Genomic DNA, 15,217 nt, shown 5'->3' with positions numbered 1-15,217 from the left:
GCGCTGGGTAGGCGTGCAATGCTCGGGGAATGGCCCGGCTCTGTCACCATCAACGCACTCTGAGTGACTGGCTTCTCCTCCCGAGGCACCCCCAACTTCACCGAAGGGCACCGGACATGGGTCCCCATCCTGCGGTCGCAGCGATACGCCTGGCGGTCCGCCGCGTACTCCACGACATCCTCACCGACATCGCCGACACCACCCCGCGCACCACGGCGGGCGCCGCGCCCGGCGCGGCCCAGCACGAGCCGCCTCCTGCGCCGCTCGTGCTGGTGGCGTGCTCCGGCGGCGCCGACTCCATGGCGCTCGCCTCCGCTCTCGCCTTCGAGGCGCCCAAGCTCGGTATCCGGGCCGGCGGCGTCACGGTCGACCACGGCCTCCAGGAAGGCTCCGACACGCGGGCCGCCGAGGTCGTCAACCGCCTCGCCGCACTGCGCCTCGACCCAGTCGAGGCCGTCGCGGTGACCGTCGGCCGCGGCGGCGGCCCCGAAGCGGCCGCCCGCGACGCCCGCTACGCCGCCCTGGACGCCGCCGCCGAGCACCACGGCGCCGCCGCCGTCCTGCTCGGCCATACGCGCGACGACCAGGCGGAGACGGTCCTGCTCGGCCTCGCCCGCGGCTCCGGCATCCGCTCGCTGTCCGGCATGGCCGCCGTGACCGGCGCGGGGCGCTACCGCAGGCCGTTCCTCCAGATCGACCGGCAGACCGCCCGCAAGGCCTGCATGGTGCAGTCGCTGCCCGTCTGGGACGACCCGCACAACACCGACCCCGCCTACACCCGCTCACGGCTGCGGCACGAAGGCCTGCCGGCCCTGGAGAAGGCGCTCGGCAAAGGAGTCGTCGAGGCTCTCGCCCGCACCGCGCAGCTCTCCCGGGACGACGCCGACGCCCTGGACGACTGGGCCGCCGAGGCGGACGCGTCCGTACGGGACGGCTCCGGCCAGTTGCTGTGCGTCAAGCTCTACGCCCTGCCCCCGGCCGTACGCCGCCGGGTCCTGCGCCGGGCGGCCATCTCCGCGGGCTCACCGGCCGGGTCCCTCTTCGCACGGCACGTCGAAGAGGTCGACCGGCTGATCACCGGCTGGCGCGGGCAGGGGGTCATCAACCTCCCCGGCCGGGTGGAGGCGCAGCGGCAGGGTGGCAGACTGGTCATCCGGCAGGGCTGATGCGCTGAAGCACTACGAAAGTGACCCCGGTGGACGAGAAGGACATGGGCACCGACCTCAAGTCGGTGCTCATCACCAAGGAAGAAATCGACGCGAAGCTGGCCGAGCTGGCCGCGAAGATCGATGCGGAGTACGCGGGCAAGGACCTGCTCATCGTGGGTGTCCTCAAGGGCGCCGTCATGGTGATGGCGGACCTGGCGCGCGCGCTCTCCACCCCCGTCACGATGGACTGGATGGCGGTCTCGTCGTACGGCGCCGGCACCCAGTCCTCCGGCGTGGTCCGCATCCTCAAGGATCTCGACACCGACATCAAGGGCAAGCACGTCCTGATCGTCGAGGACATCATCGACTCGGGCCTGACGCTCTCCTGGCTGCTGTCGAACCTCGGATCGCGCGAGCCCGCGTCCCTGAACGTCTGCACGCTGCTGCGCAAGCCCGAGGCGGCGAAGGTCCAGCTCGACGTGAAGTGGGCCGGCTTCGACATTCCGAACGAGTTTGTCGTCGGTTACGGCCTTGACTACGCCGAGAAGTACCGGAACCTTCCTTTCGTCGGCACTCTCGCCCCGCACGTCTACGGCGGCTGAGCCCACGCGCGGAGCCGGGCGTCACTTGCCGGGAACCTCCACCCTTGCCCCGCCGTTGGAGCATGGGAAGGCAGGTTCGTCAGCCGTCCCCGGCAGTCGCGGGTGACAATGCTGGGGTACCGTCCGAAGAACAGTCTTTTTAAACAGCAGCATTTACCTACGGGCAGGAGGGACGGGGCGACTACCGCCCCGTATGGATGGACGTGAAGCGATACTTCCGTGGGCCGGTCATGTGGATCGTGCTGGCCGTCCTCGCCGTGGTCGTGTTGATGCAGGTTGTCGGCTCGTCCGGCGGCTACAAGACGGTGGACACTGCCGAGGTCGTCCAGGCGATCGACAAGAACCAGGTCAAGCAGGCCAAGCTGACCACCGGTGACGAACAAGTCATCAAGGTCGAGCTGAACGACGGCCAGAAGGTCAAGGACAGCAGCAAGATCCAGGCGAGCTACATCGGCGACCAGGGCGTCGCGCTCGCCAACAAGCTGCAGTCGAAGTTCGACAGTGGGGACATCGACAAGGGCTACACGGTCTCCCCCTCCAAGCAGAACCCGTTCGTCGGGATCCTGCTCTCCCTGCTCCCCTTCGTCCTCATCGTGGTCGTCTTCCTGTTCCTGATGAATCAGATGCAGGGCGGCGGCTCCCGGGTCATGCAGTTCGGGAAGTCCAAGGCCAAGCTCATCACCAAGGACACCCCGAAGACGACGTTCTCCGATGTGGCGGGCGCCGACGAGGCGGTCGAGGAGCTCCACGAGATCAAGGAGTTCCTCCAGGAGCCGGCGAAGTTCCAGGCCGTCGGCGCCAAGATCCCCAAGGGTGTGCTGCTCTACGGCCCGCCCGGTACGGGCAAGACGCTGCTCGCGCGTGCTGTCGCGGGCGAGGCCGGCGTCCCGTTCTACTCGATCTCCGGTTCCGACTTCGTCGAGATGTTCGTCGGTGTCGGTGCCTCCCGTGTGCGTGACCTCTTCGAGCAGGCCAAGGCGAACGCTCCGGCGATCGTCTTCGTCGACGAGATCGACGCCGTCGGCCGTCACCGCGGCGCCGGTATGGGCGGCGGTCACGACGAGCGCGAGCAGACGCTCAACCAGCTGCTCGTCGAGATGGACGGCTTCGACGTGAAGGGCGGCGTGATCCTGATCGCCGCCACCAACCGGCCGGACATCCTCGACCCGGCGCTGCTGCGCCCGGGCCGTTTCGACCGGCAGATCGCGGTCGACCGTCCGGACCTGCTGGGGCGCCTGGAGATCCTCAAGGTGCACGCGAAGGGCAAGCCGGTCACGCCGGAGGTCGACCTTCGGGCCGTCGCCCGTCGCACCCCCGGCTTCACCGGCGCCGACCTGGCGAACGTGCTGAACGAAGCCGCGCTGCTGACCGCCCGTACGAACAAGAAGCTGGTCGACAACCACTCCTTGGACGAGGCGATCGACCGCGTCGTGGCCGGACCGCAGAAGCGGACCCGGATCATGAGCGAGAAGGAAAAGAAGATCACCGCGTACCACGAGGGCGGACACGCCCTGGTCGCGGCGGCTTCCCCGAACAGCGACCCGGTGCACAAGGTCACCATCCTGTCCCGCGGGCGTGCCCTCGGTTACACGATGGTGCTCCCGGACGAGGACAAGTACTCGACCACGCGCAACGAGATGCTGGACCAGCTCGCCTACATGATGGGCGGCCGTGCGGCCGAGGAACTCGTGTTCCACGACCCGACCACGGGCGCTTCGAACGACATCGAGAAGGCCACCACCACGGCCCGCGCGATGGTCACGCAGTACGGCATGACCGAGCGCCTCGGCGCGATCAAGTTCGGCCAGGACGGCTCCGAGCCGTTCCTGGGCCGTGACATGGGTCACCAGCGCGACTACTCGGAAGAGGTCGCCGCGCTGGTCGACGAAGAGGTCAAGAAGCTCATCGAGACCGCGCACAACGAAGCGTGGGAGATCCTCGTCGAGAACCGCGACGTTCTCGACAACCTGGTTCTGGCCCTCCTCGAGAAGGAGACGCTGAACAAGGAGGAGATCGCCGAGATCTTCAGCCCGATCGTGAAGCGCCCGGCCCGCCCCGCGTGGACCGGTTCTTCCCGCCGTATGCCGTCCACGCGGCCGCCGGTGCTTTCCCCGAAGGAGCTCTCCCTCACCAATGGCGCCACTGCCAACGGTGTGACTCCCGCGGTGACGGCCGGCCCTGTGGACACCCCGGCCACCGAGGCGGTCCCCGAGGAGCGCCCCGAGAGCTGATCGTCCCGGCCCCCGCGCGGGGCCCGGAATGAACGCCGCGTCCCCCAGGTTTTAGCCTGGGGGACGCGGCGTTTTCATGACTCCGCCCGTTTGCGGCATGTGAAAGCACAGGAACGAGGCACAGATGACCGACCCGGTGACGTTGGACGGCGAGGGCTCCATCGGCGAGTTCGACGAGAAGCGGGCCGAGAACGCTGTACGCGAGCTCCTCATCTCGATCGGCGAGGACCCGGACCGCGAGGGGCTGCGGGCAACGCCGGGGCGGGTCGCGCGGGCGTACAAGGAGATATTCGCGGGCCTGTGGCAGCAGCCCGAGGATGTGCTGACCACGACGTTCGACCTGGGCCACGACGAGATGATCCTGGTCAAGGACATCGAAGTCTTCAGTACATGTGAACATCATCTTGTCCCCTTCCGCGGGGTCGCCCACGTCGGGTACATCCCTGCGACCAGCGGCAAGATCACCGGTCTGTCCAAGCTGGCCCGGCTGGTCGACGTCTTCGCGCGTCGCCCGCAGGTCCAGGAGCGGCTCACCACGCAGGTCGCCGACTCGCTGATGGAGATCCTGGAACCGCGCGGTGTGATCGTGGTCATCGAGTGCGAGCACATGTGCATGTCGATGCGCGGCATCCGCAAGCCCGGCGCGAAGACCATCACCTCCGCGGTCCGCGGGCAGCTGAGGGACCCGGCGACGCGCAACGAGGCGATGAGCCTGATCATGGCTCGCTGATCTTCCCGTTACGTACGGGAGCGGCTGGACGCGATCCTCGCGCAGGCCCGCGTCGAGGGCGCCACGCTGCTATAGGTCAGGCGGCGGGGGCCGTGCCGGTTTCCTCGTCGTCCGGGAGCTTGCAGACCCGCTCCAGGAAGAACGCCGCCGCGACGACGCCCGCGCCCGCCAGGACGGCCAGGCCCGCGTAGATGGCCTGGTCCCGGCGGGCCGGGACGTCGAGGCTGTTCATCAGCAGATGGACGCCCACGCCGCCGTACATTCCGCAGACCAGCGACGCGACGAGCGCACTCGCCTGGCCGAATACCACCGCGCGGGCCGCCATCAGCGGTTCCACGCCCTTCGCGCCCGGCCGGCGCTCGCGCTGGGCGCGCAGCCGGGAGCGGATCGAGAGCGCGGTCGCCAGGAGTACGACGGCGATCACGGCCAGTACGACGGGCGCCGCCAGCGGCACGCTCGGCAGCGTGCCGACCGTGTCCCAGAGCCGGGCGCCGCCCCAGGAGAGCACGCCTGCCACGGCGAAGAGGCCGGCCAGTACCCCGAGCCGAAGTTGCTTCACCGAGAGTGCCCCTCACATCGGTTCATGTCACAGCCGGTCACGATCATTCGTCCGGTCGTTGCCGTCCGTCAGCCTAACGACTACTCGGGCAGTCGGAGTTCCAGGTCGGGGCGGGGGAGTACGCCCGTGGCGCCGACGCCGTCCAGCAGGTCCGCGACCGGGCCGCGGCCCGGCAACTGCGCCTCGGGGTCCACGTCGTGCCACGGGGCGAGCACGAAGGCGCGCTCGTGGGCGCGGGGGTGCGGGAGGGTGAGGAGCGGGTCCTCGGACACCACATCGGCGTACGCCACGATGTCCACGTCGATCGTGCGCGGGCCCCAGCGCTCTTGCCGGACCCGGTCGAAGGCTTCCTCGATGGCCTGGCCGCGCTCCAGCAGGGAGGCCGGCGGCAGGGTGGTCTTGATGACGACGACCGCGTTGAAGTACGACGGCTGGGAGCCGGGGTCGACGCCCCACGGCTCCGTTTCGTACACCGGGGAGACGGCCTTGACCCGCAGGCCGGGAGTGTCCTCCAGGGCGTCGATGGCGCCCTGGATGGTCTCCAGGCGGTTGCCCAGATTGGAGCCGAGGGAGATCACGGCCCATTTGGGGTTGGACAGCGTGATGTCCGCCGCGTCCACCTGTTCCACCACGGAGGCGGGCACCGGCTGCACGGTCGGGTCGCTCTGTGTGCGGTTCATACTCGGCTCCGGGTGATGGTGATGGTCACGTCGTCGAAGGGCACCGTGATCGGGGCGTCCGGCTTGTGGACGCAGACCTCGACCTCCTTCACCGCGTCGTGCTTGAGGCACCGCTCGGCGATCCGCTCGGCGAGTGTCTCGATCAGGTCGACCGGTTCGCCCTGGACGACGTCCACGACTTCCTCCGCCACGACGCCGTAGTGCACGGTCTTCGCCAGGTCGTCGTCGGCCGCCGCGGGGCGGGTGTCGAGGCCGAGAACCAGGTCCACGATGAAGGTCTGGCCTTCCTCACGCTCCCGGGGGAACACGCCGTGGTGCCCACGGGCCTTGAGGCCGCGCAGCGCGACACGATCCACGCGAATCACTCCTGCTGTCGTAGAGAACGAGGGCGGCTGCCGAGTGCGGTCGGCATGTCACCCTCACCCGAATCTACCTGCGAGCACTGACACCGGGCGCCCACGGGGGCTATGGACAGAAGCTCTTGCGACTGGTAGCCGCCCCTACCCAACGGCTCCGGACGCCAACCTTCCACAGGCCCCTACCCACTCAAGCGGGTGTCTCGTCGTCCTCTTCTTCGCCGTTTTCGGTCAGAACGGGGGACCCGTGGTGCGACCAGAGTTTCCAGCCGTCCTCTGTGCGGCGGAACACGTTGGTGGCCACGATCAGCTGGCCGACCAGCGGGCCGAGCTCGCCGGCCTCCTCTGCCGGGCCACCGCTGAGGGTGTTCTCGGTGCAGACCACGAGAGCGGTGTCGCCCAGGACCGTGACCTTCACGTCTGTGAGGAAGAACTGGATGTACTCCGTGTTCGCCATGATCAGGGCGTACGAGCGCAGCACCTCGCCGCGCCCCGACAGCACCGGCCAGCCCGGGTGGACGCAGGAGATCTCGTCGTCCAGCCAGAGCACCGAAAGCTCTTCGAAGTCGCCGCGCTCCACGGCCTCGTAGAACGCCGTGTTGGTCAGCTCGACCTGCTCGGCGTCCGTGCGCGCGCGGCTCACAGGGCTCCTTCCACGGCCCTGGCGACCCGTACGGCGTCGGCGGTCGCCCGTACTTCGTGGACGCGGACCGCCCAGGCGCCCTCGTGGGCGGCGATGGCCGAGACGGCTGCGGTGGCGGCGTCGCGCTCGCGGGCGGGCGGCGGGCCGGCCCCCTCGCCGGCGTCGGCCGCGAGCACGTGGCCGAGGAACCGCTTGCGGGAGGCGGCGACCAGGAGGGGGTGGCCGAGGGCGCGCAGTTCGGCGAGGTGGGCGACCAGGGCCAAGTCGTGACCGGCCTGCTTGGCGAAGCCGAGGCCCGGGTCCACGACGATGCGCTCGGGGGCGATGCCGCCGGCGATGACGGCCTCCACGCGCGCGTGGAGCTCGGAAACGACCTCGCCGACCACATCGGCGTACACCGCGAGGCTGTTCATCTGCTCGCTGAAGCCGCGCCAGTGCATGACGACGAAGGGCGCTCCGGCCGCCGCGACCGCGGGGATCATGGCGGGATCGGCGAGACCGCCGCTGACGTCGTTGACCAGGACGGCGCCCGCCGCGACCGCCTGTTCGGCGACGGCGGCGCGCATGGTGTCCACGGAGACGGTGACACCCTCGGACGCGAGGCCGCGCACCACCGGAATCACGCGCTTCAGCTCTTCGTCGGCGTCGACGCGGGAGGCGCCGGGGCGAGTCGACTCGCCGCCGACGTCGATCAGGTCGGCGCCCTCGGTGACGAGGTCCAGGCCGCGCTTGACCGCGGCGGTCGTGTCGAACCAGCGTCCGCCGTCGGAGAAGGAGTCGGGTGTCACATTCACGACCCCCATCACCGCACAGCGGTCCCACTCCGGCAGACCCTCGACCCGGCCACGCGTGCGCAACGTACTCATGCGTCCAGCGTAGGCGTCAGGTGGTGGTGCCCGGTCCGCGCGAACCGCAGAAGACGCGGCCGAGGAGGTCGAAGAGGATGGCGCGGCCGGAGTCGTCCAGCGCGTCGAGGGCGGCATGGGTGGTGCGCATACGGACGCGGATGGCGTCGACGGTCTCCTCGCCCGCGGCGGTGAGGACGACGTTCTTCACGCGTCGGTCGGTGGGGCTGACCTCCCGGCGCACGAGATCGCGCTTCTCCAGCCGGTCGACGATCCCGGTGATGTTGGAGGCGTCGCAGGCCAGGGTGGTGGCGAGGGCGCGCATGGAGGCGGGGGCGGTGCGCAGCACGCCGAGGGTCTTGGCCTGGCTGGCGCTGAGGCCCGCGTCGGCCGCGGCGAGGGAGAAGTCGCCGTAGTAGCTGCTGAAGGACTCGGCGAGCCGCTCCATGAGCTGGGCCTTCGTGGGAAGCGCGGGAATCGTCTCTGGCATGCCACCAGGATACCCCGCGAAACTTGACTATCTCAAAGATGTAGGTCTACGGTCTTTTTGTTGCTTGAGATGCTCAAGCAATCTCGTAGCAGGCATCACGGCACACCACAGGAGCCCCACCATGAAGGCGATCATCTACCGCACGTACGGCGGCCCGGACGTTCTCGAGTACACCGAGGTCGCGGAGCCCAAGCTCGGCCCGGACTCCGTGCTGATCCGCGTCAAAGCCGCTTCGGTCAACCCCGTCGACTGGAAGATCCAGGCCGGCTACCTCGACTCCGCGCTCGACGCCGTGTTCCCCGTCGTGCCCGGGTGGGACGTCGCCGGTGTCGTCGAGCAGGCGGGAGTCGGAGTGACCGAGTTCGCGCCGGGCGACGAGGTCATCGGGTACGTACGCGAGGACTTCGTCTCCCGCGGCACCTTCGCCGAGTACGTCGCCGCCCCCGTTCGCACGCTCGCCCGCAAGCCCGCGAACCTCACTTTCGAGGCGGCGGCGGGGCTGCCCCTGGCCGGTCTCACCGCGTACCAGGCACTCACCCGTCACCTGGATGTCGGCGAGGGGGACACGGTGCTGGTGCACGCGGCGGCGGGCGGCGTCGGCGCGCTCGCGGTGCAGATCGCGCGCGCCTTCGGTGTCCGGGTCATCGGCACCGCGAGCGAGCGCAACCACGACTTCCTGCGGTCCCTGGGGGCCATCCCGGTGATGTACGGCGACGGGCTGGCCGACCGCGTGCGCGCTCTTGCCCCCCAAGGTGTCGACGCGGTGCTCGACCTCGTCGGCGGCGACGCGCTCAAGGTCTCCCCCGAGCTGCTTGCCTCTGGTGGCCGACTGGCCTCCGTCGCGGACGGCGCGGTCGCGGGCCTCGGCGGAACGTACGTCTTCGTACGCCCCGACGCCGCCGATCTGACGGCGCTCACCGAGCTGGCCGAGCGGGGCGCGCTCACCGTCGAGGTGGCCGCCGTCTTCCCGCTGGAGAAGGCAGCCGATGCGCAGCGGCTCAGCATGGAGGGCCACACGCGCGGCAAGATCGCCGTCAGCGTCGCCTGAGCGCCCGCGGATCAGGCGGCCGGCTGCTCGGCCTCGCGACGCACCCGCACTCGTTCGACATGCGCGCACGGCCGCCGGCCGGCCGTGGCGCGGCGGGCGAACAGGCGGGGCAGCGTCAGCGTGACGAAACCTTCCGCCTGCATCGCGGCGAAGCCGATGCGCGGCAGGTCGCGGGTGGTGCGGAAGACCACGAAACGCGGCTCCCAGCGTGGCCGGAACTTGGCGTTGAACTTGTACAGCGACTCGATCTGGAACCAGCGGGAGAGAAAGACCAGCAGGCCGCGCCACACGCGCAGCACCGGCCCCGCCCCGATCTTCTCGCCGCGCGCGAGCGCCGAGCGGAACATCGCGAAGTTGAGCGAGACGCGCTCGACGCCCAGCCGGGGGGCGGCCTGCAGCGCGGCGACGATCAGCAGTTCGTTCATGCCGGGGTCGGCGGAGCGGTCGCGGCGCATCAGGTCCAGGGACATGCCGTCCGTACCCCACGGGACGAAGTGGAGTACGGCCTTCAGGTCGCCGTACGCCGAATCCGCGCCGTGCGAGCCCGCCGCCGGGTCCGCCTTGTGGGCGGTCGCGATCACGCAGTCCCCGTCGCCGGGCTCCCCGATGCGGCCGAGCGCCATCGAGAAGCCGCGCTCGGTGTCGGTGCCGCGCCAGTCGGCGGCGGCGCGCCGGATGCGTTCCAGCTCGGCGTCGCCGAGGTCGCGGACGCGGCGTACACGCGTCTGGTAGCCGTTTCGCTCAATGCGTTTGACCATCTGGCGTACGTTGCGCATGGCGCGCCCGGCGAGGGAGAAATCCGGCACGTGCACCACCGCTTCGTCCCCGAGCTCCAGCGCGTCGAGCCCGGTCTCGCGGGTCCAGACCTCGCCGCCGGTCTCGCTGCACCCCATCACGGCGGGGGTCCAGGAGTGGGCCTTGGCCTCGTCCATGAAGCGTTCGATGGCGCCCGGCCAGGCCTCCACGTCGCCGATCGGGTCGCCGCTGGCGAGCATCACTCCCGATACGACGCGGTAGGTGACGGCGGCCTTGCCGCTGGGGGAGAAGACGACGGCCTTGTCGTGGCGCAGCGCGAAGTGGCCGAGGGAGTCGCGGCCGCCGTGCCTGGCCAGCAGGTCGCGCAGCCGCTGCTCGTCCTCGGCGGTGAGACGGGCCGCCGGGTGCTCGGGCCGCAGGGCCAGATAGATGGTGGTGACGGCGGTGAGCAGGCCGAGGGCGCCGAGCGAGTAGCCGACGGTCCAGGAGACCCGGCCCGCGTAGTCGACGGGGCCCTCGAAACCGAAGAGCCCGTACAGAACGTGTTCCAGACGCTCCGCCACGCTCGGGTTGCCGACGACCTTCGCCGGGTGCGAGCTGACGATGACGAGGCCGAGCCCGAGCGAACCGGCTCCGAGGAGGACGAAGTTCGCGAGCGCCTTCCAGCGGCTGCGCGGGTCGGGCAGGGCCGCGAACTCGCCCCGGTGGCGCAGCAGGAGCGCGAGCAGCGCGAGCGAGAGCAGTACGCCGATGACCGAGTGCCGGTACATGAACTGCGCCGCCGCTCCGGCGGGCAGCAGGACCACGGCGGCCCGCCAGGCGCGGCGCTTGTGGCGCTTGAGGCCGTGCGCCAGAAGCAGCAGCAGGACGCCCGCGCTGATCGCGAGAGCGGCCGCGAACGGGCCGAGCGCCCCGGGGAGCACCTCGGCCGCCGCGTGCATCCGGCTGTGCCGGAAGCGCGGGAAGACACCGGCGGCGATGTCGAGCAGACCTACGATCGTGCAGGCCGTGCCGACCAGGGAGGGCACACGCTCTGGCCTCGGGCCGCGCAGGATCCGCCGTACTCGATCCGGAACCGCTTGTGATTTATCCCCATCTAGCCTGATAGACATCGCTTCCCGTGGCTCCGCGAGAGAATTTCTGTCCTTGGGCCGAAGCAGCCGGACAATTTGCGCCCTCTAGGACGGCGCAACCGGGGAGCGGGTTCACTCGCTCTCAGGAAATTCTCAGGCAGAAAGCTCTCTCTTCTCATGGGCCTCACCAGTAACAAGGTTCTGGCGCTTGCCGCCCTTCTGGCAGTGGTGCTGTTCGTCGCCACAGTCTTGCTCTGGCCTCGGCTCGCGGGCCGCAACTGGCGCTCCGTACTGGGGCGTGTCGGTCTGCTTCTCGTGACCCAGCTGATGCTTTTCGTCACGCTGGGGCTGGCCGCCAACAAGTCCTTCCTCTTCTACGGCTCCTGGACCGACCTTTTCGGTCAGGAGACAGAACTGGGTGTGGTCGTCGACCACTCGGCCGCCGCGAGGGACCTCAAGGTCGTCGACACGCAGGGCATGGACGTGCCGGGCGGATCGAAGCCCGCGGTGGGAGGCCAGATACAGAAGGTCGTCATAGCGGGCGAGAACTCGAAGATAGCCAGCCAGGCCTATGTCTATCTGCCGCCCGAGTACTTCCGGCCGCAGTACGCCGAGAAGACCTTCCCGGCGTCCCTGGTGCTCACGGGATACCCGGGTACGGCCGAGAACCTGCTCAAGGGGCTGCGTTACCCGCGAACCGTGCACACCCTGGCGCAGACGGGCAGGATGCAGCCGATGATCCTGGTGATGCTGCGGCCGACCGTGGCGCCGCCGCGGGACACCGAATGCGTGGACGTGCCCGGCGGCCCGCAGACCGAGACGTTCCTCGCCAAGGACATTCCCAAGGCGGTGTCGGAGTCCTACCGGGTGGGCACGAAGTCGCGGAACTGGGGCGTCATCGGGAACTCGACCGGCGGATACTGCGCGCTGAAATTCGCCCTCCACCACCCGGAGACATTCGGTGCGGGCGCCGGCCTGTCCGCGTACTACAAGGCCGCCGAGGACCCGACGACCGGCGATCTCTTCCACGGCGAGGACAGCGAGCGCAGGCGGGCCGACCTGCTGCGGAGCCTGGATCACGTGAAACCGTCGAAAACGTCGTTCCTGGTGACCAGTTCCAAGGTGGGGGAGGGAAACCTCAAGGACACGCAGAAGTTCGTCGAGAAGGTGCGGCCGCCCGCCCGGGTCTCCTCGATCACCCTGGACAACGGCGGCCACAACTTCGGCACCTGGCGGCGCGAGATACCGGCCGCGATGGAGTGGATCAGCGGCAGGCTCAGGGCGAGCTGACGGACTCGACCTCCACGGCGGTACGGGGAAGGGCCTGCGCGTCGGCGTCGATGGAACGGCGCAGCGCCTCGTGGAGCCGGGCCGGTGTGAGCACACCGAGGAAGCGTCCGGCGCTCTCCTTGTCGATGACCGCGATCCAGCCGGCGTCGTGCTGGAGCATCGTGGAGAAGGCCTGCTTGAGGGAGGCGCCCACGGGCAGCCAGGCCTCCATGCGGCGCGCGTGCTCGCGTACGGTCCCGGTGGCCGTCACGGTCCCGGAGGCCGTACGTACCTGCTCGGCGGATATCCAGCCGTGCAGATCGTCGGCACTGTCCAGCACCACGGCCCAACGGGCGCCTTCCGCCGTCAGCTTGGCGGCCGCCTTCTGGACCGGGTCGTCCAGGTGGACGACGGGCGGCTGCTCCAGGTCGCCGGGCTCGATGGGCGTGACGGAAAGGCGCTTGAGGCCGCGGTCGGCGCCGACGAAGTCCGCGACGTACGGGGTGGCGGGCGCGCCGAGGACGGCGGCGGGGGCGTCGAACTGCTCGATCCTGCCCTGCCCGTAGACGGCGATGCGGTCACCGAGGCGGACGGCCTCCTCGATGTCGTGGGTGACGAAGAGGACGGTCTTGCGCACCTGGGACTGGAGCCGCAGGAACTCGTTCTGGAGGTGCTCGCGGACGACCGGGTCGACCGCGCCGAAGGGCTCGTCCATCAGGAGTACGGGCGGGTCGGCCGCCAGGGCTCTGGCCACGCCGACGCGTTGGCGCTGGCCGCCGGAGAGCTGGTCGGGGTAGCGGTCGCCGTGGACGGACGGGTCGAGGCCCACCAGGTCCAGGAGTTCGGCGGCGCGCTCGCGGGCCTTGGCGCGTTTGACTCCGAGGAGGTGGGGGACGGTCGCGGTGTTGTCCAGGACCGTCTTGTGGGGGAAGAGGCCGACCTGCTGGATGACGTAGCCGATACGGCGGCGGAGCTGGACGGGGTCGATGGTCGAAATGTCGTGCCCGTCAAGGAATATCCGGCCGTCGGTCGGCTCGATCAGCCGGTTCACCATCTTCATGGTGGTGGTCTTGCCGCAGCCGGACGGCCCGACGAGCGTGACCAGTTCGCCCTCGGCGACTTCGAAGGAGAGGTCGTCGACGGCGGTGGTGCCGTCGGCGTACCGCTTGGTGACGTGCTCGAAACGGATCATGATTCCCCATTGTGGCCGGTCCGGTGTCAAGGCCATGTTGCGGGAATGTGGCAGGTTCCGGCGATTGTCAGTGGCCGGGGATATGGTCGTCAGACATAAGTTCGGGGTCTCGGGGGAGGTGGGGCGGCATGAGCGGCCGGAGCTGTCTGACGGCGAACGACTGGATTTGCGGGGAGTATGTCCGTTCCCGCAGCCAGGAGTTGGCCGACGCGGCTGTCCAACATGTGTGGATTACGCTGGTTTCGATGGTGATCGGCTTGCTGATCGCCTTCCCGCTCGCCCTTCTCGCACATGGCCGTGACGGACGCCGGTCCAGGTTCGCCGGCCCGGTCCTCGGCCTCACGACCGTGCTCTACACCGTCCCGTCCCTGGCGATGTTCTCGCTGCTGCTGCCGGTGTTCGGACTCTCGGCGGCCGTGGTCGTCACGGGCCTCGTGCTCTATTCGCTGACCGTCCTCGTGCGCAACATCCTGGCCGGACTGGAAGCGGTACCCGCCGAGGCACGGGAAGCCGCGCTGGGGATGGGGTACGGACGCGGACGGCTGCTGTGGGAGGTCGAACTGCCACTGGCGCTGCCCGCCCTGCTGGCCGGGGTGCGGATCGCGACGGTGTCGACGGTCGCCCTGACGACGGTCGGCGCGATCGTGGGATACGGCGGCCTGGGGACACTGATCGTGGACGGCCTCGACTCCCTCTTCAAGGCGCAGGTGCTGACGGCTTCGGTGATCTGTGTACTGCTGGCGGTGGTGGCCGACCTGCTGCTGCTCGGGCTGCAGCGGGCGCTCACTCCGTGGACGAGGCCGCCGAGGGTGCGTACGCCTCGAATACGGACCCGCCGGGCGTCGGTCCGTACCCCCCGCCCGTCCCGTATCGCGAAGGCCGGCTGATCCATGGGAGCGATCGGGGACGCCTTCACGTGGCTGGCGACGGGCGCCAACTGGCAGGGCGAGAGCGGCGTCTGGAACCGGCTCGCCGAGCATCTGTACTTCAGCGGCGTGTGTCTGCTGCTGTCCTGCCTGATCGCCCTGCCCCTGGCGCTCTGGCTCGGGCACCTGGGCCGGGGCGGCGCGCTCGCCATCAACGTCTCCAACGTGGGGCGGGCGATCCCCACCCTCGCGGTGCTGATTCTGCTGACGCTCACACCCCTGGGCCGGCAGGGCGACCTGCCGACGATCATCGCGCTGGTGCTGTTCGCCGTACCGCCGCTGCTGACCAACGCGTACATCGGCATGCGCGAGGTGGACCGGGCGGTGGTCGAGGCCGCGCGCGGGATGGGCATGTCGGGACGGCAGTTGTTCGTACGGGTCGAGCTGCCCCTCGCGTATCCGCTGGTCATGACCGGGCTCAGGTCGGCGGCCGTCCAAGTGGTCGCCACGGCCACGCTCGCCGCCATGGCGGGCGAGGGCGGCCTCGGCCGGATCATCACCGCCGGTTTCAACACGTACAACACGCCGCAGGTGGTGGCCGGCGCGCTGCTGGTCGCCGTCCTCGCGCTGCTGGTGGAGGGCGTGCTGGTGGCGGCGGACCGGCTGCTGGACCCGATGCGGCGGCGCGCCGCGGTGCGGCGGACGGCCTGACGATGTCTCTCCTTTCCC

16 protein-coding genes are annotated in these 15,217 nt (G+C 69.7%); 8 read left to right on the top strand and 8 right to left on the bottom strand.

What is annotated here, in order from left to right; translation table 11 throughout:
* Positions 1 to 116: 116 nt before the first annotated feature.
* From tilS to folE, 4 genes are all read left to right on the top strand, one after another.
* Positions 117 to 1,166, top strand: coding sequence for a tRNA lysidine(34) synthetase TilS (tilS, locus tag AC1P0E_RS14760; RefSeq protein ID WP_482742621.1), 1,050 nt, complete (start codon positions 117 to 119; stop codon positions 1,164 to 1,166).
* 44 nt (positions 1,167 to 1,210) lie between these two features.
* Entirely contained in the window at positions 1,211 to 1,750 is a 540-nt protein-coding gene (hpt, locus tag AC1P0E_RS14755; protein ID WP_344495412.1) for a hypoxanthine phosphoribosyltransferase, read from the top strand.
* Positions 1,751 to 1,947: 197 nt separating this feature from the next.
* Positions 1,948 to 3,981: an ATP-dependent zinc metalloprotease FtsH gene (ftsH, locus tag AC1P0E_RS14750; RefSeq protein WP_482742620.1), complete on the top strand. Its 2,034-nt coding sequence runs from the start codon at positions 1,948 to 1,950 to the stop codon at positions 3,979 to 3,981.
* A 124-nt stretch (positions 3,982 to 4,105) separates the two neighbouring features.
* The gene (gene folE, locus AC1P0E_RS14745; RefSeq protein WP_482742619.1) at positions 4,106 to 4,711 is read left to right on the top strand and encodes a GTP cyclohydrolase I FolE; all 606 of its coding nucleotides are present in this window, start codon (positions 4,106 to 4,108) and stop codon (positions 4,709 to 4,711) included.
* 76 nt (positions 4,712 to 4,787) lie between these two features.
* Here folE and AC1P0E_RS14740 read toward each other — a convergent pair whose 3' ends face one another.
* The 6 genes from AC1P0E_RS14740 to AC1P0E_RS14715 all read right to left on the bottom strand — a co-directional run bounded on the left by AC1P0E_RS14740 (position 4,788) and on the right by AC1P0E_RS14715 (position 8,284).
* On the bottom strand, positions 4,788 to 5,270 hold the full coding sequence (locus tag AC1P0E_RS14740; protein ID WP_482742618.1) for a DUF3180 domain-containing protein: 483 nt from the start codon (positions 5,268 to 5,270) through the stop codon (positions 4,788 to 4,790).
* An 80-nt stretch (positions 5,271 to 5,350) separates the two neighbouring features.
* A complete protein-coding gene (gene folK, locus AC1P0E_RS14735; protein WP_482742617.1) occupies positions 5,351 to 5,950 on the bottom strand; it encodes a 2-amino-4-hydroxy-6-hydroxymethyldihydropteridine diphosphokinase in 600 nt (199 codons plus the stop codon).
* Positions 5,947 to 6,306, bottom strand: coding sequence for a dihydroneopterin aldolase (folB, locus tag AC1P0E_RS14730; protein WP_482742616.1), 360 nt, complete (start codon positions 6,304 to 6,306; stop codon positions 5,947 to 5,949). The genes folK and folB overlap by 4 nt, the downstream gene beginning before the upstream one ends.
* 190 nt (positions 6,307 to 6,496) lie before the next feature.
* Positions 6,497 to 6,949: a nuclear transport factor 2 family protein gene (locus AC1P0E_RS14725; RefSeq protein WP_482742615.1), complete on the bottom strand. Its 453-nt coding sequence runs from the start codon at positions 6,947 to 6,949 to the stop codon at positions 6,497 to 6,499.
* Positions 6,946 to 7,815 (bottom strand): dihydropteroate synthase, encoded by an 870-nt coding sequence (gene folP / locus AC1P0E_RS14720; protein ID WP_482742614.1) that lies wholly within the window; start codon positions 7,813 to 7,815, stop codon positions 6,946 to 6,948. The genes AC1P0E_RS14725 and folP overlap by 4 nt, the downstream gene beginning before the upstream one ends.
* Before the next feature lie 16 nt (positions 7,816 to 7,831).
* On the bottom strand, positions 7,832 to 8,284 hold the full coding sequence (locus AC1P0E_RS14715) for a MarR family winged helix-turn-helix transcriptional regulator (protein ID WP_482742613.1): 453 nt from the start codon (positions 8,282 to 8,284) through the stop codon (positions 7,832 to 7,834).
* A gap of 121 nt (positions 8,285 to 8,405) precedes the next feature.
* On the opposite strand from AC1P0E_RS14715, the gene AC1P0E_RS14710 reads away from it, so the two are divergent.
* Entirely contained in the window at positions 8,406 to 9,332 is a 927-nt protein-coding gene (locus AC1P0E_RS14710) for an NADP-dependent oxidoreductase (RefSeq protein WP_482742612.1), read from the top strand.
* Positions 9,333 to 9,343: 11 nt separating this feature from the next.
* On the opposite strand, the gene AC1P0E_RS14705 is transcribed toward AC1P0E_RS14710, so the two are convergent.
* Complete coding sequence (locus tag AC1P0E_RS14705) at positions 9,344 to 11,200, bottom strand: phosphatidylglycerol lysyltransferase domain-containing protein (protein ID WP_482742611.1); 1,857 nt, start codon at positions 11,198 to 11,200, stop codon at positions 9,344 to 9,346.
* A 138-nt stretch (positions 11,201 to 11,338) separates the two neighbouring features.
* Here AC1P0E_RS14705 and AC1P0E_RS14700 point away from each other — a divergent pair, with 138 nt between their 5' ends.
* A complete protein-coding gene (locus tag AC1P0E_RS14700) occupies positions 11,339 to 12,451 on the top strand; it encodes an alpha/beta hydrolase (RefSeq protein ID WP_482742610.1) in 1,113 nt (370 codons plus the stop codon).
* Here AC1P0E_RS14700 and AC1P0E_RS14695 read toward each other — a convergent pair.
* Complete coding sequence (locus AC1P0E_RS14695) at positions 12,438 to 13,622, bottom strand: ABC transporter ATP-binding protein (protein WP_482742609.1); 1,185 nt, start codon at positions 13,620 to 13,622, stop codon at positions 12,438 to 12,440. The two genes, AC1P0E_RS14700 and AC1P0E_RS14695, sit on opposite strands and share 14 nt — an antisense overlap.
* 128 nt (positions 13,623 to 13,750) lie before the next feature.
* On the opposite strand from AC1P0E_RS14695, the gene AC1P0E_RS14690 reads away from it, so the two are divergent.
* Complete coding sequence (locus AC1P0E_RS14690; protein ID WP_482742608.1) at positions 13,751 to 14,509, top strand: ABC transporter permease; 759 nt, start codon at positions 13,751 to 13,753, stop codon at positions 14,507 to 14,509.
* 3 nt (positions 14,510 to 14,512) lie between these two features.
* Entirely contained in the window at positions 14,513 to 15,199 is a 687-nt protein-coding gene (locus AC1P0E_RS14685) for an ABC transporter permease (protein ID WP_482742607.1), read from the top strand.
* Positions 15,200 to 15,217 lie beyond the last annotated feature (18 nt).

This window comes from Streptomyces sp. TRD_SC_5 (assembly GCF_056836825.1).
The sequence above is the reverse complement of the archived record's forward strand: the minus strand, read 5'-3'. Positions and strand labels throughout refer to the sequence as shown.